The sequence below is a fragment of the Shewanella sp. MF05960 genome, from assembly GCF_050849305.1.
GTDB lineage: Bacteria > Pseudomonadota > Gammaproteobacteria > Enterobacterales > Shewanellaceae > Shewanella.
Genome location: NZ_JBOZPS010000007.1, coordinates 45,237 through 68,813 on the forward strand (window position 1 = coordinate 45,237; position 23,577 = coordinate 68,813).

Genomic DNA, 23,577 nt, shown 5'->3' on the forward strand with positions numbered 1-23,577 from the left:
CTAGACCATAAAAATAAATCCAGCAGGATAGCGGATAAATGAAACTCACCAAGATCCTTACAAAAAAATTAACCAGTTTTTGGTTACTTTCATTAGCGGCAGTCGCCTTTGTGTTTCTTCTGTGCGCAATCATGAGTTTTATACAACTCACTTATACTTTTCAGCAGCAAAAAGTCACTGAACTCGAAATTATGCTGGTTGAGCACAGTAATCGGCAAGATAATAGCCAGCTGTCTACTTGGTTGCCACCATTATTGTCTGCTTATAATGCCGTTGATTTCAGCTTAAGTCAGGGTGATAAATTATTGTATGAATATCATCACGACAACTTAAGTGTTGCCAAAAATAGCCTTACTCTATATCAGAATCAACTTGATAATGGTTTGCGATTATCACTCACCATGCCACCGCCATTTTCTTTATATAATCTTGGTTGGTCGGAATTGGTTATTGTTATTATCGGTTTTATTGCCATCGGGATTTTTGTTCGTTTTGGGCATGGCTGGTATTCTCGAGAACTTGACGGCATTGAACAACTTGCTTTACGCAGTAAATTAATTTTAGAAGGCGATTTAGTTCAAGCAGCTCAAGTGCCCACAAACGGTAAGCCGCGAATGATTAATCGGGCGATCAGCAAATTATTGAGCGATCTGGATGATGCTCATAAAGAACGTGGACGTTTAGACCAGTTTATTCGCAAAGACACCTTTTTAGACAAACAAACTCAAATCGGTAACGGCATCTTTTTTCAAAATCGCCTAGATGCATTAAGTCATAATCAAAAAATGATTGCCCATGGGGTATTGATGTTGATTGAGTTTGACGACATGGATTTAGTGGAAGAAGAGTTAGGTGAAAGTGGCCTTAAAGCTATGTTTACTTTAACCACAGAAGCCATAACTGCGGTATTAGCTCAATACGAAGACAGTATTTTTGCCCGCAGAAGCTATCAGCAATTAGTGATTGTTGTTCCACAATTATCGCTTACTGAAGCGGATCAATTGGCTCAGCGGGTACTAAAAACCTGCTTAGCGTTACCTTTTTATGGTTTAGGCAATCCGGATAACTTTTTACATTTAGGCAGTGCATTTTTTAAAGCGGGCGACTTGCAGGTTCAGCTGGTTGAAGAGGCCGAAATGGCACTGCGCGCGGCGCAATTACAACGAGTGAATAACTGGTTTATGTATGACAAAGGCGCTGTTGATGAAGAAATTGCCAAAGGTTCTGTGCGGTGGCGCAGCTTTCTTGAAAATGCACTGGTGGCAAAACGTTTCTTTACCCTGCAACAAGCGGTCGTCGACAGTGATAACCGTATCCTGCATTACGAAGTATTTAGCCGAGCCCTTGATAATCAGGGTAATGAAGTGCGTGCGACCTTGTTTATTCCAATGGCTAATAAGTGTGGCCTAATGCCGCAAATCGAACGGCAAATATTATCGCAAGTATTGTTTGATTTGATGCCTCAAAACACCGCGACTTACTGTATAAATTTGAGTCTCGATACGTTAGTGAGTCGTGCTTTTGTGCGTTGGATTCAGTCAACCTTACTTGAGCATCGACCTTTGGCTTCAAGGCTTATTTTTGAGGTGTCAGAAGATATTATTGTTAAACATCAAAGTAATCCTGCTCTCGTTAAATCATTAGACATGCTGAGAAAGATGGGGGCGAAATTAGCCGTAGATCATGTTGGTCAACATGTCGTAGGGACGCACTATATTCAAGAGCACCATTTTGATTTAGTAAAATTGCACCGTTCGATTGTTAGGCAAGTGCATCAACGTTCAGAAAATCAACTGTTTATTCGAAGCTTAATTGGTGGTCTATACCGTGCTGAGGTAAAGGTGATTGCTGAAGGTGTAGAATGTTTTGAAGAGTGGCAAACATTGAAAATTTTAGGCGTTAGTGCGGCGCAGGGTGAGTATTTAGATCAAATAGTTGAGAGCTAATGTCAAAAAAGCTAATACTTCAATATTAAAGTATAAGTGCTTAGTTTCTTCACTTTTTCATTGGTCTTTAATTAGGTATGCTATATTGTTATTAATGTAACAAAATTAAAACATTAACAATGTGTTTGAGGTGAAGTTTTCATCATTTTAGATGAGCTATTACGCAAAAAACACTAACCCGCTAATGAGATATTGTTTTAGTCATCGTTATGTTCAGGATTTTTGGGGTAGAATGGGTTTTATTGAGTTTTTTCATCGTATAGTAAACCAATAATCTCGAATAATTATCACGTTAGTGAGTATGGGACGCGTAATGAAAAGTGGTTTTTTGAGTAAATTAGCCTTTTGGAAGTCATCCAAAATAACGGGAGAGGTCGGTGTTTTTATCTCTGACAGCTCGTTATGGGTGTGTAAAACTCAAAAAGGGACATCTGCTAATACCATTACGAAAATTCCGGTGGTTAAACACAATTGGAACCAGGCATTTGAACAGCTAAAAGTACAATTTGGCCATGTTCGAATGCAATTAGTCTTGTCTTATGCTCATTATCAACTTTTACAAGCCGACAAGCCCAATGTTGAAACAACTGAAATTGCCCAAGCATTAATTTGGGCGATTAAAGACATGGTGTCAGAACCGGTAGGCAACATTCATTTAGACTATTTTGAGTCTAGCATTATCCCAAGCGCCAAACTCAGTGTCGTGGTGACGAGCCGTGAGTTACTCATGAAATTTGCGTCGGCATGTGAAGCAAGCAGTTTAACCATTGCAGGTATTAGCATTGAGGAGTTAGTGCTAAGGCATATGCTGCCTAACGACAATATGGCGCACATGTTAGTCGCACATTTACCCCAGCAAGAGCTTTTGCTCATGGTAGTGAAAGCGGGTGAAGTGTTAATGCAACGTCGAGTGCGTGGTTTTAATCAGCTCAGCTCAGCAACTTACGATGAATTACAACAAGGTATTGCTGATAACTTAAGTCTTGAAATCCAACGTTCGATGGATTATTTCGAAAGCCAACTTCGCCAAGCGCCTGTAACATCTATTACCATTGCCGCAGATGGCGATAGTAGCGCGTTAGCCAACTTAATTGGGGCCAATTTCAATCAAAAAGTGCATGCACAAACCCATGATGGTATGAGTGGATTATTCGCTCAGTTAGCATTACAAGAATTAACACGAGGTGATGCGTGATAAAAACCAGCGTTAATTTATATACTGCCGACTTATTGCCGCAACAGCAGCGATTAACCTTCACACGCCTGGCGGTGACTTTATTGCTTTTGTTTGGGCTATGCATTGCCTTTTATGGAGTCGGATCTTGGCAGCAAAATCAGTTACACGCTGTTCAGCAGCAAGCGAGTAATGATAAAGATCAGTTAACGGCACAAAAAACACAGTTAGAAGCGCAAATTGCCGCGAGAAAACCTGATTCAGCCTTAGTGGCGCAAGTTGAGTTGGAAGAGCAGCGTCTAGATTTAAAAATACGTTTGAAAGATGAACTCGGCCAGCGTAAAAACCTTATCAGTCAAGGCTATTCGCCTATGTTGACTGATTTAGCCGCCGTCGCAGATGCCAACGTATGGCTCAGCCATATCAGTATTTCTCAGCAAGATAATGCTCCGCAGCGCATCGAGTTTGAAGGTTATGGTCGCTATCCACAAAGCATTCCATTATGGATTGATAGATTGAAAAATACCTCGACATTAAAGGGTTATGCTTTTTCGGCGATGACGATGGACCGGGGTGATGATCAACCATTAATGTTCAAATTAACCAGTCAAACTGCTGACAAGGAGCCCTCACAATGAAGCAACAATGGGCGCACTGGTCAGAAAAGTTTAATCAGCTCAGTCAACGGGAGCGAGTCTTAATTGCGCTTGCGAGTGTCGTTGTGATTGGCATGTTGTTGTATTTACCCTTGGAATCTCTTTGGAAACAACGGCAATTAATGCAAAGGCAATTGACGACTTTAAACCAAGAAAATGATATATCACGGCAACAAATTACTTTATATGAAGAGCGCTTGCAGCTAGATCCTAATCAAGATTACCAGCAACGTTTATTGCTAGTGAATGAGCAGATGTTAGCCATTGATGCCGAGTTAGACGCACAAATGGTTGATATGGTGCCAGCAGATTATATGCCGACAGTATTAGCCAACTTACTGGGTAATGTAAAAGGCGTGACCCTTAAATCGTTCGCCTCCATTGCTCCCACGCCTTTATTAAATATGGGTGAGGGCAGTAACGTTAATTTATACAGTCACGGTATTAAGTTGAGCCTACAAGGTGATTATTTTGCCATTTTGGCGTTTGTCTCTGCGGTGGAAAATATGCCAGACAAATTATATTGGAAGCGCTTGGATTATCGTGTTGAGACACATCCTAATGCGTTAGTTCAATTAGAACTTTACACACTGAGTGTGAATAAGGACTTTATCAGTGTTGCTAAACAGAATTAGCGTTAACGCACTGGCTGTGATGGTCAGTAGCGTAATAGTGCTTGCTTCCCACGCAGAAGCCCAATCGTTACGAGATCCAACCTTGCCCGGCCAGGGTTATGTTGCTGTGAGTTCGAATATCGCTCCCCAGCAAACCATGGTGCTTAACAGTATCGTCAATGGGCAGCGTGCATATGCGGTAATTAATAACAATATTCTCTCAGTGGGTGACACGATTAGTGGTGTAGGGCTACGTGTAACTTCGATAGGCCAAGACAGCGTTACCTTGTCAGATGGCAGAAAACTTCAGCTATTTCAGTCGATAACAGAGCGATAGGATAAGAATAAAAATGAAAGTAATTAAATATGTTACCCCTCTGATGTCGCTGTGTTTGGTTGCTTGTCAAACAACAGATAGACCGGATCCTGAAACGGTTAAGTCAACGTTATCTGAGTCATTGCAACAAGCACAAGCTAATGCAGCTGTTACTCCGCCGCCAGCCGCCATGCCTGCAGAAGTGCAGCGCGAGTTGAATGGTAGCAATGTGCTTACCTCAGCAAAAGTGCTCCCTGCAGAGCGTCGCTTTGATGTGTCGGCAAATAATGTTGATGCTCGAGTTTTTTTCCCTAGCTTAGTTAAAGACACGCCATTAAGTGTGGCAGTGCATCCCGATGTACAAGGGACCATTTCGTTATCACTAAAAGCGGTCACCTTGTCTGAAGCTCTGCAAGTCGTTGAAGATATTTACGGTTACGAAGTGAGCCGCCAGGGCCGAATTTTACGGGTTTTCCCATCAGGAATGCGCACAGAAACATATCCATTAAATTACCTGTATATGCAACGTGAAGGTTTATCGTTAACGTCCGTGAGTTCAGGCCGTATCTCAGATGATAATGACAACTCAAGTAGCGGTAGCAATAACAACAGTAGTTCTAGTAGCTCTAGCAGTTCTAACAGCAACAGCAGCTCGGGCAGTAATGAACAAAGTAACGGTACCTTTATCCGCTCCACCACTAAAACTGACTTTTGGGGTGAGCTACAAGCCACATTAGTGTCAATTATTGGTGAAACCGGTGGCGGGCGTCAGGTGGTTGTGACTCCGCAGGCGGGTTTAGTGACCATCCGCGCTTTTCCTAATGAGTTAAGACAAGTGCGGGCTTTTTTGACTACAGCTGAAAGCCATTTACAACGCCAGGTGATATTAGAAGCCAAAATAATAGAAGTGACATTGTCTGATGGTTATCAGCAAGGTATTCAGTGGGAAAATTTATTAGGGCATGTGGATAGTACCAACATTAATTTCAGTACCTCTGCGGGCCAAGGATTAAGTGATACCATTTCTTCAGTGATCGGTGGTGTAACTTCACTTAACGTTACAGGTACTGATTTTAGTACCATGATTAGTTTACTCGACACTCAAGGTGATGTTGATGTGCTATCAAGCCCAAGAGTGACCGCGACCAACAACCAAAAAGCGGTGATTAAAGTGGGTAACGACGAATACTTTGTTACCGACGTGTCGACCACAACAGTGTCATCGACCACCACCGTGACCACGCCAGAGGTTGAGTTAACACCCTTTTTCTCTGGTATTGCTTTAGATGTAACGCCGCAAATTGATGAAAATGGCAATGTACTATTACACGTACATCCGTCGGTTATTGACGTGCAAGAGCAAACCAAAATTATTCAAATTAGCGATTCAACGTTAGAGCTACCATTAGCGCAAAGTGAGATCCGCGAGTCGGATACGGTCATTAGAGCTGCATCAGGCGATGTGGTGGTGATTGGTGGCTTAATGAAGAGTGAAAACATCGAAACCGTATCGAAAGTACCATTTTTAGGTGATATCCCATTTTTGGGCGAAGCCTTTACGAGTCGTAGCAAATCAAAGCAAAAAACCGAGTTAATTATTTTACTTAAGCCAACAGTGGTGGGTTTAGACACCTGGAAAGATGAACTCAAGCGTTCGCAAGATTTGATTGAACGTTGGTATCCTTCTAAGTAATGATGGAACGTAAATAGTTATGTATTTGCAACACTTTGGCATGGCGCAGCTGCCTTTTACGCTGACGCCCAATACGGGATTCTTTTTTGGTTTAGCTCCCCATGTAGAAGCCTTGCAAGTGTTGCAAACAGCGTTAGAAACCGGTGAAGGATTTATCAAAGTCACCGGTGAAGTGGGAACGGGGAAAACATTAGTTTGCCGGAAATTATTGAATGATTTGCCTGATCAATATCACTGCGCTTATTTGCCTAACCCTTACCTAACCCCAAAAGAATTACGTTTTGCGGTGGCGGCAGAGTTAGGATTAGCACTACCGAATAAACTCGATCAGCAACAATTAACGCGTTTGATCCATGAGCGATTACTCGAATTAAATCATCAAGGCTTCCATGTCGTGCTCGTGCTAGATGAAGCCCAGGCTTTACCCGACGACAGTATTGAAGCATTACGGTTATTTACAAACTTAGAAACCGAAAGTCGTAAGTTACTGCAGGTGGTGTTATTTGGTCAGCCCGAGTTAGATGAGCGGCTCGCACAAGCTAAATTTAGACAATTGCGTCAGCGGATCACATTTAGCTACCATTTACGACCATTAAGTTGGGATGAAATACGCGCTTATATTCAATATCGGCTAAGTATTGCAGGTTATCAAGGCCCCGATTTATTTGCAGTAAGCGACATTAAATTGTTAGCCAAAGCCGCTCGCGGCATCCCACGCTTGGTAAATATATTGACCCATAAAAGTTTACTGCTTTGTTATGGTGAAGGGAGTCAACGTGTGTCGACCAAGCATTGCCGAGCCGCAATACGTGACACTGAAGATATTAATTTAACCGACCGCTCAGGTTTTTCACGCTCTAGTATGCTAGTGATTATGTTATTACTCGCGTTGATGCTAATGCTGGGATTCATGGATATAGGCGGTGAGTGGTTGACACGGATAAGTGAGCATTAATGAGTGTGATAATAAAAATGCTGCGAGATTTAGAGCAGCGTGAAAAACCCGATTCAACACAATCAGACTCAGCATCTTCCCAACCGAAGGGGGAGTTTGTTCGTCCGCAAGTTCAATATTATCCAACTGAAAAATCACGCTCGCCATTAATCGCTGCGGGTGTTTGTTTACTGCTATTAATCCCTGCGGCATGGTTTGGTGTGTCAATGTACCAACAAGCTGACTCATCAGTTGAGCCACAATTGGCTGAGGTAAGCACAACAGACATAAGGCTTAATAATGCAGATGATAACGCTGCAGACGCGTCTATTAAACTGACAAATGAACAGCAACCAGACGTTGCCGATTCCACTCAAACCAGCAGTGGCACTGCGGTATCGGCTACGGTAGTTAATCATCTTGATAATGACGCAGTCAAAATCGTAAGTGGCACCGCGTTAACAGAGAGTGAAAGCGAGCCTATTGCACTAGCTTCCGAATCGGTGGTTACTGCACCTGTCACATCAGTGGCGTTAGCCTCAAATGAGCCGACTCTTTTAAAGCAAGCCGACGAGCCTGCAATCAGTACCTCAGAGTTAACCGCAAAAGATGTAGATGAAGAGGTTAAAGAATCATCACTGGTAGTCGCAAAAAATAGGACTTCAGATGTTGTATCTCGCGATAAGCCAGTCGTTGCAAAAGCCAATATAAGTGCTAAGCAAGCTACAGTCGATTCCACTGCGGCCTCAAATAACATGACGGTTAAAGAGGTTGTGTTAACAAAAACTCAAATGGCGCAATTACAATATCGCAAGGCGGTTGATGCTGAAAAATCGCAAAATGTAGATGACGCAGCCAGTTTTTATTTAGAAGCCATTATTTTGCAGCCAAGTTTACATAAAGCCCGCAAGCAGCTGGTGGCTATTTATTACGCTCAAAACAATACCACTACCGCCATGCGTTTATTAGAAAGTGGGATTAGTATGTTCCCGCAAGAGTGGGAGTTTTATGTGATTCTGGCGCGGATTCAAGTTGAAGTGAAAGCCTTTGATAGTGCCAATACTACTTTGGCGGCAATCCCCGATAATTCAAGCTGGGCCCGCGACAAATGGGTGGCACAAACCGAGTTAGCGCAAAGTAGCCAAAATTTTATATTAGCAGAGCAAGCATACCGGAATTTGTTGCAAGCCGAATCTACTCAGGCCCGCTGGTGGATGGGGCTAGGTTATGCTTTAGACTCTCAAACAAAATATATTCCAGCGGCTCAAGCTTATCGTTCAGCATTAAGCTATGAAGGATTATCGACGTCAGCCATGAACTTTATTGAAACCCGATTAGCTCAGCTAGGAGAAAACCGATGAAACCAAAGTTAAAGATGCGCTTAGGTGATCTTCTGGTGCAAGAGCTGATTATTACCGAAGCACAATTGCAACAAGCACTGACAGAGCAGCGTAATAGCGGTAAAAAACTCGGCCGCACACTAATTGATTTAAAGAGTATTAGTGAAGATCAATTATTGCAGTTTTTGTCGCAGCAGTTGAATTTACCTTACTTAGACATCAGCCGCAGGCCTATCGCCGCAGAAGTGGTTAACATTCTGCCTGAGGTACAAGCTCGTCGTTATCGTGCTCTAGTGGTTGAAAGCGGCGCTGATCATGTATTGATTGCAATGAGCGATCCTGCCGATTTACAAGCCATCGATAATTTAGAATTGTTGGTCGCACCTAAGCAATTAATGCTGGCGGTTGCCCCCGAGCAACAGCTGTTAGATGCATTCGATAACTTATATCGCCGCACAGGACAAATTGCTGAAATTGCCGGCAAGCTTGAAGAAGAATATGCCGCCGACGACATGTTCGACCTTAGTAGTTTAACTGAGGGCGATGCCGATAACGAAACTACAGTGGTTAAGTTATTGCAGTCGATTTTTGAAGATGCAGTGCAAATGCGGGCATCGGATATCCATATTGAACCTGGCGAAAAAGTGTTGCGTATTCGTCAGCGTATTGATGGCCAATTGCATGAGAATACACTAAGCGAAGTGAATATTGCCTCGGCATTAGTGCTTCGCCTTAAGCTAATGGCGGGTCTAGATATTTCAGAAAAGCGTATGCCACAAGATGGTCGCTTTCATATCGAAATTAAAGGTCATAAAATCGATGTGCGTATGTCTACCATGCCCATTTATCATGGTGAATCTGTGGTAATGCGTTTGCTAGATCAAACCACGGGGCTTCGCACTCTAGACGAAACCGGCATGCCACCACACATTGTGGCACGTATTCGTAAACAAATTAAACGTCCTCACGGCATGTTATTAGTCACCGGACCAACGGGTAGCGGTAAAACCACGACCTTGTACGGTATTTTAAGTGAGTTAAACACGCCAGATAGAAAAATCATTACCGTTGAAGACCCGGTAGAGTATCAGTTACCGCGTATTAACCAGGTGCAAGTAAACCACAAAATCGGCTTAAATTTTTCGAATGTACTGCGTACCACTTTGCGCCAAGATCCCGATATCATCATGGTGGGCGAAATGCGTGACCAAGAAACCGTTGAAATCGGTTTGCGAGGCGCATTAACGGGTCACTTTGTGTTATCAACCTTGCACACCAATGATGCGGTAACCAGTGCTTTGCGACTGCTTGATATGGGGGCGGCAAGTTACTTAGTTGCAAGTGCCTTACGAGTCATTATTGCGCAGCGATTAGTGCGCAAAGTGTGCCACAACTGTGCGGTAGATTATCAACCTACGGCAGCAGAGCGCAGCTGGTTGTTGAGTGTGACTAAGCAAGATATTAACAGTGCGACCTTTAAAGTGGGTAGTGGTTGTCAAACGTGTAATGGCTCAGGGTATCGAGGTCGGATTGGTATTTTTGAGATTTTAGAACTCGATGAAAATATGATTGATGCTATGCGCACCGGTAATCCACAAGATTTTGCTCGAGCTGCTTTGCGTAGCCCGAACTTTATTCCGTTAGCCCATTCGGCAATGGAGTATTTATTTCAAGGGACGACCACATTAGAAGAGGTGGCGAAGTTAGTCGAAGATGTCACTGAATCAAACATGGCATTGTCAGCAGATTTAGTTAATCCGCCTGGCGTTGGGGCGTAATTATGCCTACTTATCAATATCGTGGTCGTGATGCACAAGGTAAAGCGGTGACAGCTTTGCTTGAGTCAGCGAGTGAAAGTGCCGCAGCCGATATATTGCTGTCTCGAGGCATTATCCCGTTAGAACTCACTGAAGTTAAGCCTAAGCAATCGTTTTCTGTGGCATTATTTCAGAGCAAGGTATCGTTAGAAGAATTACAAATATTTAGTCGTCAAATGTATTCGCTGACGCGTTCTGGCATTCCTATTTTACGCGCGATTGCAGGGTTGTCTGAAACCACTCACTCGCAGCGAATGAAAAATGCTCTAGGTGACATATCAGAGCAGTTAACATCAGGTCGGCCGTTATCGTCATCGATGAACCAGCACCCTGATGTATTTGATTCTTTATTTGTATCGATGATCCACGTGGGTGAAAACACCGGTAAATTGGAAGATGCTTTTATTCAATTGTCGCATTACATCGAGCGCGAACAAGAAACACGTCGACGTATTAAAGCGGCGATGCGTTATCCTCTTTTTGTGCTGATAGCGATTACGATTGCGATGGTTATTCTTAATATTATGGTTATCCCTAAATTTGCCGATATGTTTTCGCGCTTTGGCGCGGATTTACCCTGGGCCACTAAAATACTCATCGCCACCTCAAACCTGTTTGTGAATTATTGGCCATTGATGTTGGTGGTATTAATCGGGACCTTTATTGGTATACGTTATTGGCATCATACCGAAAAGGGCGAAAAACAGTGGGATTTGTGGAAGTTACACATTCCGATAGTGGGTTCAATTATTGAGCGCTCAACTTTGTCACGCTATTGCCGAAGTTTTTCAATGATGCTTAGCGCTGGTGTGCCAATGACACAAGCGCTAAGTTTGGTTGCCGATGCAGTTGATAACGCCTACATGCATGACAAAATTGTCGGGATGCGCCGTGGCATTGAATCTGGCGAGTCGATGTTAAGAGTGTCAAATTCCAGCCATCTGTTTACTCCATTAGTATTGCAAATGGTTGCGGTGGGTGAAGAAACTGGCCAAATAGATCAGCTATTAAACGATGCGGCAGATTTTTATGAGGGCGAAGTTGATTACGATTTAAAAAACCTTACCGCAAAATTAGAGCCTATTTTAATTGGTTTTGTTGCCGGTATTGTGCTGATCCTTGCGCTAGGTATCTATTTACCAATGTGGGATATGCTAAAAGTAGTGAAAGGTGGGTAAACTCAACATGTTCACACTTCATTGGATAACACTATGTTAAGTCAACAAAAGGCCGATGATGATTTACTCAGCGTGTATGGTAAAATAGTCGCCATCGTAGTGTTACTGATTGTATTGGTGATACTGGGCGCGCGTTATGTTAACACTGCCCCCAATTTAACCAGCCAAGGTTTAGCTTTTGAACATAATCGGCTTTTGAATGTCTTAGCTATGGTACGAAGTCAGTGGTTAGCTTCGGGTCGGCCTAAAAAAATGTTATTATCCTGGTACGATGTGGCACCAAATGTGCTTAATGGTACGAAGGGCAATGCAGGCGTTGAATCGTCAAAAACTGGACAGACTAGCGCTTTTGGGCAATTAGATTCTACAGAAGCGGATTTAATCGGCACAAACAATTGGATTCAAATATCACCTAAGGGTTGGCCTATTGTTGATACCGATGATGATAAGGGTTGTAAACAGCTTTGGCAGCAATTGCTGGCAACAAGCACCACTGAATTATCGTTAACCGTTGTGTATCAAAAAACAGAGCAGGTGTGTCGCTACGTCTCACCTAATCAATCGAGTTTAAGTTACCAGTTACAAACTGGGCGTGTGATATTTTTATCGGCGGAACAGTAAAAAAGCTATCGCTGACGTAAAAAGTTTAATAAGCTGCTAATATTATGTAAGTTATAGGCGTATTAGCATTTTTATCTATTATAAGAACATTTAAAAAAGTGAGGTAATATGAAATTAAGACAACAAGGTTTTTCATTAATCGAGTTGGTTATTGTGATTGTCATTTTAGGCTTATTAGCTGCGACAGCAATTCCACGCTTTTTAAATGTTACCGATGATGCAGAAGATGCCAGTGTTGATGGTGTCGCTGGTGGTTTAGCCACAGCAGTAAGCTTTGTGCGTGCACAGTGGGAAGTGGATGGCCGTCGTAATACCAGTGTGGTATTAGATGGAACGACTGTGTCATTAGATACTCGTTTTGGTTTCCCAACCGGTACAACAAACACCAGCGCCAACTCAATGGGTAATGCGGCATGCCAACAGGTGTTTGATTCGGTATTGCAAAATGCACCACGAAACGTGTTGTTTAATGAAGACGCAAGTGACCAGCGTTACACTGTAAGGGTGATTAATGCTGCAGGCGGTTCATCAACCACTATTGATGGCGTTACAGTGAATAACCTAGATTTGTGCGTATACCATCAAGTGGCTTCATTAGTATTGAACCAGGCTAGTGGTGTGGCAACACCCGCACCTGATTTAACGACCGCAGGTGCTAAAGGCGTGACATATAACCCAGGTACAGGACAAGTTGTTTCTTTTACCAATAATTAATTTTAACCACCAAGTCGATTGATCCATCATATATGGATAAAGAGTCATTTGAATAGAGGTGTTTTATATGCAAAAGCAACAAGGTTTTACATTAATCGAATTAGTGGTTGTGATCATTATTCTCGGTATTTTAGCTGTTACCGCAGCGCCTAAGTTTATTAACTTACAAAGTGATGCACGCGTGTCGGCGTTAAGTGGAATGAAAGCTGCTATTCAAGGTGCTAATAGTTTAGTTTATTCTAAATCAATTATTGCCGGTAGTAATACCTTAGCGAGTTCTAGTGTTACTGTCCCTGCAACAGTAAATGTTGTCTATGGTTACATTGCGTCATCAGCGACTGTAGGGGACATTGAAACAAATTTAGAATCAGCTTTAGAGTCAGATTTTGAAGCTCTAACTGACGATACTACCGTAGTTACTAGTGATTGGGGCGTACGTCGTGTGAGTAACTCTGTTTTCAGAATTATCCCCAAAGGTAAAATCGCTTCTGCATCAGCGGCTAATGCTTGTTATTTGCAGTATACAAATGCAACAGCGACTGTAACACCAGTTTATGTCTTAAGTACAAATGGTTGTTAAATAAATGGCAATCAAAAAACCTGCTTTGCAGGTTTTTTTTTGGCAAAAATAAATAATAAAATCACCATGTTTGAGTGATCGCGAACATTAAATTTGCCATACTGCTAAAGTTGTAACAAACTAAAATATCGCCGCTTAAGTTGTTAGAGCTGGTGAGCAATTCACATTTAAGTAATCGTTCTTATTGGTATTGGTGCAACATTTAAGCATAGGACAGAATGAACGCGATGAATTACAGCAAAGTACGAAGCCGCCTATTCACTAAACCTATATATCAAAATGTAACCTCGAAAGGATTTAGTTTGATCGAGTTGGTGACAGTGATTATTTTGGTTGGCATTCTTACTGTGTCCATTTTACCTCGTTTAATCGGAGCAAGTTCATACAGTGCCTTCACCTTACGTAATGAGTTTATCAGTGAGCTCAGATACGTACAGCTAAAAGCCATTCAAAATACCGATCAATGTTACCAAGTCGACGTGAACGCAAGCGGTTATACCTTGCGTTACTTTAATAATAGAGTCGGTAATAGTTGTAGTAACCCATTTCGCACTGAGCAGCCGCAAACTTTTAGTGGTGGTGCTCACATCGCACTTGCCAGTACTGCGAGCCAGGTGTTTTCGATTACATTTGACAGCCTGGGACGTATGATTTCACCAGCGTGTTCTGGTCATTGCTTTAATGCAATGGCAGATGAAACACTGGCTATCGCAGTTGAATCTGAGGGCTATATTTATGCCCAATAAATTTAATTTCAACATCGTCAACTTCAGTAAGCAACATAACATCACCGCTCGTCACCTTAATGCCGGCTTTACGTTAATTGAGTTAGTGATTGGCATGATGGTCATTGGTATCGGTATTGTCATGTTAACCAGCATGTTGTTCCCTCAAGCCGACAGAGCAGCCGCTACGCTGCAACGTGTGAGATCTGCTGAGCTCGCTCATTCGGTCATGAATGAGATCTGGGGTAAGCGTTATGATCAAAATACCAATGCCAATGGTGGTATTCCAGCGTGTAATGCTTCTGCCGGTTTAGATTGTTCTTATGCTTTAGCTACTGACGGAACTCCTTTTCTTGGGCCTGACGGTGAAAGCCGTGATGCGTTTAATGATGTTGATGATTACCATGGCTTAGATCAAGATGACATGATGCTCGACTCAAGCCAAGCTTATGCCCAGGCCTATCCTAATTATGAAATACAAGTGTCGGTGGCTTATCTCGACTCAGTAACGAAGGCGCAAAAATTAATTAGCGTAGATGTCACTACACCTAGCAATGAAGTGATTACTTACCAAGCGGTAAGGAGTAATTACTGATGCTGTTGAATTCACGTGCTAAAGCCGTTGGGTTTACGTTAATCGAAATGGTCACGGTTATTTTGATTTTAGGTATTGTGATTATTGGCGTCAGTGGCTTTGTGATATTTGGCACCCGTATTTTTGTTGAGTCGAGCGCGGTCGATCAAGTACTGAGTCAAAGCCGTTTTGGCATTGAAAGAATGACCCGAGACATCCGCCGTGCAGTGCCCAATAGTATTCGGGTGTTAACCGCAGCCGATGGCAGTTATCAATGTATTGAATTGCTGCCCATTTTAACAAGTACCTCATACCTTGACGCGCCGTTTGTACCTGAGACTGCGCGCAATAGCCTTACCGCAATCAAAAGCATTAGACCAATTAGCGCAGGGCAGTCAGTATTGATTTACCCGCTAACCGATCCTGAAGTTTACAACCCTCAAGGGACAACAGCGAAACGCTTTATTGTGCAAAGTGTGTCTGAGACGGGCGATCAATTAACCATCACCTTGACTCAATCAGTGCGTTTTACTGAGGCTTCGCCATTAATGCGTTTATATGCTGCCGATAGCCCGTTAAGCTATTGCTTTGTCTCCTCTGCAAGTACGGTTGAATTACGGCTTTATCAAAATTACGGTTATCAGGCCACTCAACCCACGCCCACAACAATGGGCGTAGGGGTGCTAATGGCGCAAAATATTACTAATAACTTAACCGTTAACCCCGCCATTATTTTAACTCCTGCAACATTAGTGACTAATGCGATTGTGCATTTACAGCCACTGTTTGCGGTTAATGGTGAGACGTTTCAATATCAACATCAAGTGCAGGTGATGAATGTTCCCTAAGCATAAGTTAACTCATCATGCTCAACATGGTAGCGCATTAATTATTGGTATTTTTGTGTTAACCGTGATGTTTCTGGTTGCAGCGAGTTTAATTCGTATCGTTGGCGATGCTGATGAGTCGGTGAATATGGAAGTGTGGGGAACGCGAGCATTGTTTAGCGCTAACAGTGGTGCTGATGCGGCATTAGCGCAGTTGTTCCCGCTCAGTGGCAGTGCGGCAACCTGTAGTAATGTGTCATCATCTTGGACGCCTCCGAGCAACGCGGTTGGATTTCATAATTGTAGCGTTAGTATTAGTTGTAATACCGCCAGTGTTGGCAGTGTTGTTCAATATCGAATTAATAGCTTAGCGGTATGCGAAACCGGTGATTGTGCGGGTAACTCAAGCAGCTCAACGTGTTTACGAGTGAGTCGCCAAGTAGAGGTAGAAGCGCGTGGGAATTAAACGACTACAAAAAGTGTGGCTGGGATTAAGCGCGATTATTGTTGCTTTTTGGATACATAGCGCCAACGCAAATGACAGTGATTTTCATATTCAATATGGTAAAGCAGATGCCAATAATATTACATTTGACACGTCATTTCCTTCAGGTGTAACTCCTTTGGTTTTTTTAATGCCGACCACCGAAGACGAGACTAACGATGGTCCAGCATCGGTATTTATTGATAGTGTATCGGCACAAGGTTTCACATGGTCACAAAAAAAACCAGTATCACCTGATAACCGTTACGTAGCACCAATTGAAATGTCTGAAGTACATTGGATTGCCGTCACACCAGGGACCTATGAACTGCCTAATGACATCAAGCTCATTGCAGGTTCAGTTAATTATAATCAGGCATTATTTGGTTCTAACTCACCCTATATCTCTGTTGATTTACCTGCAAGCCAAAATGTGTTGTTGAATCAGATTCAAACTCAGAATAATGACTGTTGGTTAACGAGTACCTCTGAGTTTACGAGTTCGGGGATCAAGCTTGCGTTAGATACTTCTGAGGTGAAAAGTAATAATCGATGTCAGCCTGGAGATTTAAATAATAGCCAAATTCAAAATGAAACCATTGGTTATTTATCGTTGAGCACCCCTAACGGTACAATGACTGCCATCGGTCGCATGACGTTAAATGGTGTCGACACCAATTATCACTTTGGTACTTCCAATACGCTTGATGGTTCTTCAGTGGGAAATATCACTGAACAATGTAAAAAAACAACTGAGTTAGTCGGTTTTACTGATGCTCCAATCTTTGTGGCGGGTAAAAATAGTCGCTTAGGTGGTAATGGGGGATGGCTGCGACGTTGTCATCTAACTAACGATACAGTGAGTATGTTTGTTGATGAAGACACCTATAGTGACAGTGAACGTAATCATCTCAATGAAAACTATAGCTTTGTTGCGTTGGAACCTAGCGAATGTTTTACAGATAATTTTGATCGTACTGACGTTGGTGATGATTGGGCGCTTAAGGTATTAGGGTCTTCATTGCCGCCCTCAATCGTGAGCAATAGACTGCGTTTTACCTCCGCTAGAGGCAATCAAGCGACATCGAGTACTTACCAACGTATATTTCCTGCAGCGAATAATTTAGTTGAAATTGAGTTTGATTATTTTGCTTGGTCGAGCCAGTCGGGCACAGGAGCAGATGGTATCGCAATTATTTTGTCTGATGCCAGTATTACCCCACAACCTGGGAGTTTTGGTGGTGCTTTAGGCTATGCTCCGCGTAATAACGGTACCCCTGGTTTTGCGGGGGGATGGCTAGGCATAGCTTTAGATGAATACGGTAATTTTTCTAGTCCCAACGAAGGTAAAAATGAAGGTCCTGGACGTAGGGCTCAAGCCGTGGCAATTCGTGGTTCTGCAAACACAAGTTATCGGTATTTAACCGGTACGGAAGCCAATATTAGTCCTAAAATTGATGTGCGGAGTACATCCAGTGCTCAACCAAATCATAAATATAAAATCATTATTGACTCAAGAGTGTCAGGAACAGCAATAGTTTCAGTGCTGCGCGATGCCACGAATAATGGTATTACGGATAATTATGAAACGTTAATCGAGCCTTTTGATGCATTAAGTTTTTCAGGGCAAGCTCCTGTCCCGGAAGACTTTTATTTGTCTATAACAGGTTCAACTGGTGGCTCAAACAATAATCATGAGATGGATAACTTTAAGGTTTGCGCTCTTAAATCCAGAGAGGTTGGCCAGCAAATTCATCATTTTGAGTTTGATTACACTAGTTCTCCACTGACTTGTAAGGCCGAGGCGATGACCGTTAAAGCCTGTAAAAATGCTGCATGTGATTTGTTTACCGACCCCGTACAAGCTGAGTTATCTCTTGATCCAAACACGAATGGATCGTGGTACGTCAATGCGGCTAAAACTAATTTAGTTCAGTTTAACAGTGGCATTGCTACAGTTGCATTGCGTAATAATGTTATTACACCTATCACGATAGGAGTAAAATCTTCTGTTCCTTCTACTATCGCAGGCAGTAATACCTTGTGCCGCAGTGGTTCAAGTGCGTTAAATTCTGCAAGCTGTAAATTTAGTTTTGCCGACAGTGGCTTTATTTTTGATGTGCCGGATAAGTTAGCCAATAAATCTACGGGTAATATTGCCATTAGTGCGGTGAAAAAATCCGATGAAACCTTGCAATGTATTCCGACCTTTGCCAACACCACAAAAAATGTCAGCTTTTGGAGTACTCACATTGAGCCGGTTACGCCAATCATTGGGTCGTCGGTTACAGTGAATAATACGACTGTCGGCAAGCAAAGCTCGGCTGCTACCTCGATTGCGTTGGCTTTTGATGCAACGGGTAAAGCCAATATTGATGTTAACTACCCCGATGCGGGCAAAATGCAGCTTGATGCAAAATACACTGGCAGTGGCGATGAAGCCGGATTGGTGATGCTGGGCTCTGATCAATTTGTGAGTTTCCCTGTGGGATTGTGTGTAGCACCCAAAGACAGTACCGCGGAGTGCTCGGCAGGAAATAGCAGTTGTAATCGCTATAAAAAAGCCGGTGAATCGTTTGATTTAGTCATTCAAGGTAAAGCATGGCAAGTCGATGGCGATGCTAATTATTGCGACAATCTCAATACGCCTAATTATGTCCACAGTAATATCGTCTTAAGCCATCAATTAGTGTCACCTTCGGGCGGTGTATTAGGTGCGGTTGGCTCATCACAGTATAACCATGTAGCAGAAGCAACAAACACGAATACCGTAGCTCAATCCGTCAGTGAAGTCGGTGTATTTAAATTCAGCGCTAATCCACCCAGTTCTTATTTAGGTTCGAGCTTTTACGATATTCCGCTGGCAGCATCACCTAATATTGGTCGGTTTGTACCAGACAGGTTTACCGTTACCAGCTCAAGTGTCATACCAAGTTGTGGCAGCTTTACCTATATGGACCAGCCTTTTGGCTTAACCCTTACCTTAAGTGCATACAATACTGGCTCTTATATCACCCAGAATTATCAGGGAGATTTTGCCAAAGCCAGTGCTAGTTTAGTTGGAGAGAATCTTAATGATGGCGTTGATTTAAGCAGCCGCTTAAGCACTTTACCTATTAATGCCAGCTCATGGAGTCTAGGAGAGGCTAGTGTTGACGTGGATTATAAAGCTAATTTTAGTCGCTTGGCTGCATCGGGTGTCGATGGTCCTTTTAGCCAATTAGCTATTGGCGTTCAGGTTGCTGATAACGATGGCAATGTGTCATTTGTTGCTTCGCCCGATATGCGAGCAGACACAAACTCAGTCTGCAGTGACAGCAGCAATTGCAACGCTACATTATTGTCGACTCAGGATTTTCGCCATGGCCGTGTGGTAATGGACAATACCTTTGGCCCAGAAACCGAAATATTGCGCATGCCAACCTATGCCCAATATTGGAATGGTACGGGTTGGATAACCAATATTAATGACAGTTGTAGCCAGGTCATTGACCCGCTTGATGGCGCTGAAATTTATGCACCTTTATTAACCACTGGGCAAAGCGTGACCCGCAGTGATGCGGGCAGTTTAGTGAGCAATGGCCAATTAACCTTATTATGGAAAAACACGGGTTCTGTTCCATATCGTGGTCAAGTGACTGCACCACTACAAGTCGACAATTGGCTCAAATGGTATTGGAATTGGGATGAGGCAAGCCCGACTGCACTTTATGACCCAAGAGCAAGTGCCTTCTTTGGTCGCTATCGAGGTCATGATAGGATCATTTATTGGCGTGAGGTCGGTCAATAATCGGAATAAAAAAGCATCGCTTTTACGCTTTTTAGGATTAAAATTGCTCGATTGACGTTTTTTTACATACTTTTGTAAAAAAAAACGCCAGATTAGCAATTGTTAACCTGTTCGGTCTTGTAGAATAGGGGTGTCATTGATAAAGTTACCTGATTTTTCTTTCTTCTGACTTCACAGAATACAGGCCTGATACATGTTCAAAAAGCTGCGCGGCATTTTTTCTAACGACCTATCGATCGATTTAGGTACGGCAAACACTCTTATTTATGTTCGCGATGAAGGTATCGTGCTAAACGAACCTTCAGTAGTTGCCATTCGTGGCGAACGCAATAGCAATGGACCAAAGTCAGTTGCTGCTGTTGGCAGAGACGCAAAACAAATGCTAGGCCGAACGCCTGGTAATATTCAAGCAATTCGTCCAATGAAAGACGGTGTCATCGCCGACTTCTATGTGACTGAAAAAATGCTTCAACACTTTATTAAACAAGTCCACAACAACAGTTTCTTTCGCCCAAGTCCACGTGTACTTGTGTGTGTTCCTGTTGGAGCAACTCAAGTTGAGCGACGTGCAATTCGCGAATCAGCAATGGGTGCAGGCGCACGTGAAGTCTACCTAATTGAAGAGCCAATGGCTGCTGCAATTGGTGCTGGCCTTCCGGTATCAGAAGCAACAGGCTCAATGGTTGTTGATATTGGTGGTGGTACTACCGAAGTGGCGATTATTTCGTTAAACGGTGTCGTGTATTCATCATCTGTGCGTATTGGTGGCGACAAATTTGATGATGCGATTATCAACTACGTTCGTCGTAACTACGGCAGCTTAATTGGCGAAGCAACAGCTGAGCGTATTAAGCATACTATTGGTACAGCCTATCCTGGCGATGAAGTGCTCGAAATCGAAGTGCGTGGTCGTAACCTTGCTGAAGGTGTGCCAAGAAGCTTTACGCTAAACAGCAACGAGATTTTAGAAGCGCTGCAAGAGCCTTTATCAGGTATTGTCAGCGCAGTGATGGTGGCTTTAGAGCAATCTCCTCCAGAATTAGCATCAGATATTTCAGAGCGTGGCATGGTGTTAACCGGCGGTGGTGCATTATTGCGTGACTTAGACCGTTTGCTGATGCAAGAAACCGGTATCCCTGTAATGGTTGCCGACGACCCACTGACGTGTGTGGCTCGTGGTGGCGGTAAAGCGCTTGAAATGATTGACATGCACGGTGGTGATTTGTTCTCAGAAGAGAATTAATGATTAACTGCACAGTGGCTTTGTTAACAGCAATATGTGCTAGCAAAGCCGCGCACAATTTATGAAACCAATTTTCGTTCGTGGCGTTTCAAATCAATTTAGGCTGACACTGGCAATTATTTTGTCGGTGGCTTTGCTTGTTGCGAATCATCGCCTTGATCCTATCCGCCAATCACTCTCTTCTCTGTTAAGCCCATTACAATATTTAGCCAATGTACCCGGTGTGATGCTCGATTGGTCTGCTGAAGCATTTGCGACGCGTAATATGCTTGAATTGCAAAATAAAGAACTGTTGCGTCAACAATTGGTGATGTCTGAACGCTTACAGCGTTTTGAACATGTTCGCCAAGAGAATGAACGACTGCGCGCATTACTCGGTTCTCCTGTTCACATGGACTCACGTAAAGTGGTTGCCGAAGTCATGGAAGTGGCCAGCGATCCGTTTCGTCAGTTTGTAGTGCTCAATCATGGTTCGCAAACTGGCGTTTATGTCGGTCAGCCGGTGGTTGATGCTCAAGGGGTTGTGGGACAGGTTATTGAGGTCAGTGAATTTACCAGTCGCGTGTTAATGGTGTCTGATACGACTCATGGCATTCCGGTTCGTGTTACCCGTAACGACGTGCGAGCGATTGCCAACGGTACGGGCGATATTGACCAAATAGAACTGCGCCATGTGGCGAAAAGTACCGATATTATTGCCGGTGATTTATTAGTGACGTCTGGCTTAGGAAATCGATTTCCAGAAGGCTACCCTGTGGCAAGGGTGATTAGTGTCTCTCGTGACGATGGCCAAAGCTATGCGGTGATCAATGCCCAACCGTTAGCTGCGCTAGACCGTATTCGTTATGTGTTGTTGATTTGGCCTGATGAAACCAAGCCTTTTACTTTACCTGCTGATTTGGTCGGCGTTGTTGCCACCGATCCAGCAAGTGCACCGCAAAATAATGTGCCAGCTAATAGTGAACAACCTCTTGGACAAGCCACAACACCTACACCAACACAAACGTCACTTACAACAACCATTGGAACGGATCCTGCGGCGAATAATACAGCGCCTAATTCATCCCTTAATCCTACTTCTAATTCAGTGGTTGCACCGAATACAAACCAACCCGCTTCATCGTCAACCCCAATTCCTAACACCAGTGAGGTGAACCAATGAGTGCGCATATCGCCAGTGGCCGCTTAGTGGTATGGCTAACGCTCTTTATTGGGATGATGTTTCAAATTATGCCCTTGCCGAGCATGGTAGAAAATTGGCGACCAGATTGGTTGTTGATGGTCATGGTGTATTGGGCGATGGCACTACCGCATAGATACAGTATTCTTACTGCGTGGATACTCGGGGTGATGCTCGATGTATTGCTGGGCGCGACGTTAGGTATTCGCTCCTTAGCGCTATCGCTAGTGATTTATATTGTGGTGCTTATATGCCAACGTTTGCGAAATTACCCTCGTTGGCAACAGTCGCTGGTTATCGCCAGTTTGATATGTATTTATCATGCCCTGATTTTTTGGGTGCAGTTTGTGGTGGTTGGTGCTACACCGTTTGATTTCAATATGTTTTTACCTGCCGTGTCGAGTTTATTTATTTGGTGGTGGGTATTTTGGGTTTTACGCAATATACGCCGTCGATATAAAGTACGTTAATCAGGCCTTCTGATTAAATAGCATCAATAGAGTGAATAAACATGACTTGGGTACTGGCTTCAACTTCACCAAGAAGAAAAGAATTACTCGCGCAAGCGGGGTTTAGTTTTGCAGAGTTTAGTTTTGAACTTGTCGCGCCTGATATAGATGAAACACCCAACGCCAATGAATTAGCGGCAGATTATGTTTGTCGGTTAGCGATAGAAAAAGCCCAGGCTGGGCTGGTATTAAGTGCACAGTTTAGCCAGCCAAGAGTGCTGGGTTCAGATACCATTGTGGTGCTTAACGGCGTCATTTTAGGTAAGCCTGTCGATGCTGAAGACGCTAAGCGCATGTTAACCTTGTTATCTGGCAACACCCATGAAGTGATGACCGCAGTGGCGTTAACCGATGGCAAGCACACCTTAAATCGTCTTTGCCGCACTCAAGTTAGCTTTTGCGAATTATCTGCCCCCGATATCGATGCTTATGTTGCTTCTGGTGAGCCCATGGATAAAGCGGGTGCATATGGTATTCAAGCTTTGGGTGGCTGTTTTGTTAAGTCGATTACGGGCAGTTATTCTGCAGTAGTCGGTTTACCGTTAGTTGAAACTCGAGAATTATTAGCCTGCATGATGCAGCAAACTTAACCTTTTGCTTTAATCGGTCTTCATACGGTGGCGCAACTGCTGTCAATATTACGATTGGAGCATGACCTGAAT

The 23,577-nt window shown here is 43.2% G+C and carries 22 protein-coding genes; all 22 read left to right on the forward strand.

Translation table 11 applies throughout. The features are described from left to right. The first annotated feature begins 38 nt into the window (after nucleotides 1–38). Nucleotides 39–1,946: an RNase E specificity factor CsrD gene (gene csrD / locus ACROAE_RS08790; protein WP_432400829.1), complete on the forward strand. Its 1,908-nt coding sequence runs from the start codon at nucleotides 39–41 to the stop codon at nucleotides 1,944–1,946. A 313-nt stretch (nucleotides 1,947–2,259) separates the two neighbouring features. Continuing rightward, nucleotides 2,260–3,141 (forward strand): biogenesis protein MshI, encoded by an 882-nt coding sequence (locus ACROAE_RS08795; RefSeq protein WP_432400831.1) that lies wholly within the window; start codon nucleotides 2,260–2,262, stop codon nucleotides 3,139–3,141. Continuing rightward, on the forward strand, nucleotides 3,138–3,758 hold the full coding sequence (locus tag ACROAE_RS08800; RefSeq protein WP_432400833.1) for a PilN domain-containing protein: 621 nt from the start codon (nucleotides 3,138–3,140) through the stop codon (nucleotides 3,756–3,758). The genes ACROAE_RS08795 and ACROAE_RS08800 overlap by 4 nt, the downstream gene beginning before the upstream one ends. Beyond that, complete coding sequence (locus ACROAE_RS08805) at nucleotides 3,755–4,411, forward strand: MSHA biogenesis protein MshJ (protein ID WP_432400835.1); 657 nt, start codon at nucleotides 3,755–3,757, stop codon at nucleotides 4,409–4,411. Before ACROAE_RS08800 ends, ACROAE_RS08805 begins: the two co-directional genes overlap by 4 nt. Further along, nucleotides 4,392–4,727, forward strand: coding sequence for an MSHA biogenesis protein MshK (locus ACROAE_RS08810; protein ID WP_432400837.1), 336 nt, complete (start codon nucleotides 4,392–4,394; stop codon nucleotides 4,725–4,727). Before ACROAE_RS08805 ends, ACROAE_RS08810 begins: the two co-directional genes overlap by 20 nt. Before the next feature lie 13 nt (nucleotides 4,728–4,740). Continuing rightward, nucleotides 4,741–6,399, forward strand: a complete 1,659-nt coding sequence (mshL, locus tag ACROAE_RS08815; RefSeq protein ID WP_432400839.1) for a pilus (MSHA type) biogenesis protein MshL — start codon at nucleotides 4,741–4,743, stop codon at nucleotides 6,397–6,399. A gap of 19 nt (nucleotides 6,400–6,418) precedes the next feature. Continuing rightward, entirely contained in the window at nucleotides 6,419–7,354 is a 936-nt protein-coding gene (locus tag ACROAE_RS08820) for an ExeA family protein (protein WP_432400841.1), read from the forward strand. Further along, the gene (locus tag ACROAE_RS08825; protein WP_432400843.1) at nucleotides 7,354–8,694 is read left to right on the forward strand and encodes a tetratricopeptide repeat protein; all 1,341 of its coding nucleotides are present in this window, start codon (nucleotides 7,354–7,356) and stop codon (nucleotides 8,692–8,694) included. The genes ACROAE_RS08820 and ACROAE_RS08825 overlap by 1 nt, the downstream gene beginning before the upstream one ends. After that, complete coding sequence (locus ACROAE_RS08830) at nucleotides 8,691–10,451, forward strand: GspE/PulE family protein (RefSeq protein WP_432400845.1); 1,761 nt, start codon at nucleotides 8,691–8,693, stop codon at nucleotides 10,449–10,451. The genes ACROAE_RS08825 and ACROAE_RS08830 overlap by 4 nt, the downstream gene beginning before the upstream one ends. A gap of 2 nt (nucleotides 10,452–10,453) precedes the next feature. Continuing rightward, entirely contained in the window at nucleotides 10,454–11,668 is a 1,215-nt protein-coding gene (locus tag ACROAE_RS08835) for a type II secretion system F family protein (RefSeq protein WP_432400847.1), read from the forward strand. A gap of 33 nt (nucleotides 11,669–11,701) precedes the next feature. Then, nucleotides 11,702–12,289 (forward strand): hypothetical protein, encoded by a 588-nt coding sequence (locus ACROAE_RS08840; RefSeq protein WP_432400849.1) that lies wholly within the window; start codon nucleotides 11,702–11,704, stop codon nucleotides 12,287–12,289. Between the two features lie 108 nt (nucleotides 12,290–12,397). Further along, nucleotides 12,398–13,003: a pilin gene (locus ACROAE_RS08845; protein WP_432400851.1), complete on the forward strand. Its 606-nt coding sequence runs from the start codon at nucleotides 12,398–12,400 to the stop codon at nucleotides 13,001–13,003. A 67-nt stretch (nucleotides 13,004–13,070) separates the two neighbouring features. Beyond that, nucleotides 13,071–13,583, forward strand: a complete 513-nt coding sequence (locus ACROAE_RS08850) for a type II secretion system protein (RefSeq protein ID WP_432400853.1) — start codon at nucleotides 13,071–13,073, stop codon at nucleotides 13,581–13,583. A 227-nt stretch (nucleotides 13,584–13,810) separates the two neighbouring features. After that, a complete protein-coding gene (locus ACROAE_RS08855; protein WP_432401171.1) occupies nucleotides 13,811–14,329 on the forward strand; it encodes a type II secretion system protein in 519 nt (172 codons plus the stop codon). Continuing rightward, nucleotides 14,319–14,903 (forward strand): type IV pilus modification PilV family protein, encoded by a 585-nt coding sequence (locus ACROAE_RS08860; RefSeq protein ID WP_432400855.1) that lies wholly within the window; start codon nucleotides 14,319–14,321, stop codon nucleotides 14,901–14,903. The genes ACROAE_RS08855 and ACROAE_RS08860 overlap by 11 nt, the downstream gene beginning before the upstream one ends. Further along, nucleotides 14,903–15,730: a prepilin-type N-terminal cleavage/methylation domain-containing protein gene (locus tag ACROAE_RS08865; RefSeq protein ID WP_432400857.1), complete on the forward strand. Its 828-nt coding sequence runs from the start codon at nucleotides 14,903–14,905 to the stop codon at nucleotides 15,728–15,730. Before ACROAE_RS08860 ends, ACROAE_RS08865 begins: the two co-directional genes overlap by 1 nt. Then, the gene (locus ACROAE_RS08870; protein WP_432400859.1) at nucleotides 15,720–16,175 is read left to right on the forward strand and encodes an MSHA biogenesis protein MshP; all 456 of its coding nucleotides are present in this window, start codon (nucleotides 15,720–15,722) and stop codon (nucleotides 16,173–16,175) included. Before ACROAE_RS08865 ends, ACROAE_RS08870 begins: the two co-directional genes overlap by 11 nt. Further along, nucleotides 16,165–19,983: a DUF6701 domain-containing protein gene (locus tag ACROAE_RS08875; protein WP_432400861.1), complete on the forward strand. Its 3,819-nt coding sequence runs from the start codon at nucleotides 16,165–16,167 to the stop codon at nucleotides 19,981–19,983. Before ACROAE_RS08870 ends, ACROAE_RS08875 begins: the two co-directional genes overlap by 11 nt. 193 nt (nucleotides 19,984–20,176) lie before the next feature. Continuing rightward, the gene (locus tag ACROAE_RS08880) at nucleotides 20,177–21,226 is read left to right on the forward strand and encodes a rod shape-determining protein (RefSeq protein WP_188956447.1); all 1,050 of its coding nucleotides are present in this window, start codon (nucleotides 20,177–20,179) and stop codon (nucleotides 21,224–21,226) included. A 61-nt stretch (nucleotides 21,227–21,287) separates the two neighbouring features. After that, nucleotides 21,288–22,388, forward strand: a complete 1,101-nt coding sequence (mreC, locus tag ACROAE_RS08885; protein WP_432400863.1) for a rod shape-determining protein MreC — start codon at nucleotides 21,288–21,290, stop codon at nucleotides 22,386–22,388. Further along, nucleotides 22,385–22,876, forward strand: coding sequence for a rod shape-determining protein MreD (gene mreD, locus ACROAE_RS08890; RefSeq protein WP_432400865.1), 492 nt, complete (start codon nucleotides 22,385–22,387; stop codon nucleotides 22,874–22,876). Before mreC ends, mreD begins: the two co-directional genes overlap by 4 nt. A 41-nt stretch (nucleotides 22,877–22,917) precedes the next feature. After that, nucleotides 22,918–23,505, forward strand: coding sequence for a Maf family protein (locus tag ACROAE_RS08895; RefSeq protein WP_432400867.1), 588 nt, complete (start codon nucleotides 22,918–22,920; stop codon nucleotides 23,503–23,505). Nucleotides 23,506–23,577 lie beyond the last annotated feature (72 nt).

Coding starts and splice junctions, on each gene's coding strand:
- ACROAE_RS08895 (WP_432400867.1), top strand. CDS start 22,918: ATGACTTGGGTACTGGCTTCAACTTCACCAAGAAGAAAAGAATTACTC.
- mshL (WP_432400839.1), top strand. CDS start 4,741: ATGAAAGTAATTAAATATGTTACCCCTCTGATGTCGCTGTGTTTGGTT.
- ACROAE_RS08860 (WP_432400855.1), top strand. CDS start 14,319: ATGCCCAATAAATTTAATTTCAACATCGTCAACTTCAGTAAGCAACAT.
- ACROAE_RS08825 (WP_432400843.1), top strand. CDS start 7,354: ATGAGTGTGATAATAAAAATGCTGCGAGATTTAGAGCAGCGTGAAAAA.
- ACROAE_RS08845 (WP_432400851.1), top strand. CDS start 12,398: ATGAAATTAAGACAACAAGGTTTTTCATTAATCGAGTTGGTTATTGTG.
- ACROAE_RS08880 (WP_188956447.1), top strand. CDS start 20,177: ATGTTCAAAAAGCTGCGCGGCATTTTTTCTAACGACCTATCGATCGAT.
- mreC (WP_432400863.1), top strand. CDS start 21,288: ATGAAACCAATTTTCGTTCGTGGCGTTTCAAATCAATTTAGGCTGACA.
- ACROAE_RS08795 (WP_432400831.1), top strand. CDS start 2,260: ATGAAAAGTGGTTTTTTGAGTAAATTAGCCTTTTGGAAGTCATCCAAA.
- ACROAE_RS08830 (WP_432400845.1), top strand. CDS start 8,691: ATGAAACCAAAGTTAAAGATGCGCTTAGGTGATCTTCTGGTGCAAGAG.
- ACROAE_RS08870 (WP_432400859.1), top strand. CDS start 15,720: ATGTTCCCTAAGCATAAGTTAACTCATCATGCTCAACATGGTAGCGCA.
- ACROAE_RS08820 (WP_432400841.1), top strand. CDS start 6,419: ATGTATTTGCAACACTTTGGCATGGCGCAGCTGCCTTTTACGCTGACG.
- ACROAE_RS08865 (WP_432400857.1), top strand. CDS start 14,903: ATGCTGTTGAATTCACGTGCTAAAGCCGTTGGGTTTACGTTAATCGAA.
- ACROAE_RS08840 (WP_432400849.1), top strand. CDS start 11,702: ATGTTAAGTCAACAAAAGGCCGATGATGATTTACTCAGCGTGTATGGT.
- ACROAE_RS08805 (WP_432400835.1), top strand. CDS start 3,755: ATGAAGCAACAATGGGCGCACTGGTCAGAAAAGTTTAATCAGCTCAGT.
- mreD (WP_432400865.1), top strand. CDS start 22,385: ATGAGTGCGCATATCGCCAGTGGCCGCTTAGTGGTATGGCTAACGCTC.
- ACROAE_RS08855 (WP_432401171.1), top strand. CDS start 13,811: ATGAATTACAGCAAAGTACGAAGCCGCCTATTCACTAAACCTATATAT.
- ACROAE_RS08835 (WP_432400847.1), top strand. CDS start 10,454: ATGCCTACTTATCAATATCGTGGTCGTGATGCACAAGGTAAAGCGGTG.
- ACROAE_RS08850 (WP_432400853.1), top strand. CDS start 13,071: ATGCAAAAGCAACAAGGTTTTACATTAATCGAATTAGTGGTTGTGATC.
- csrD (WP_432400829.1), top strand. CDS start 39: ATGAAACTCACCAAGATCCTTACAAAAAAATTAACCAGTTTTTGGTTA.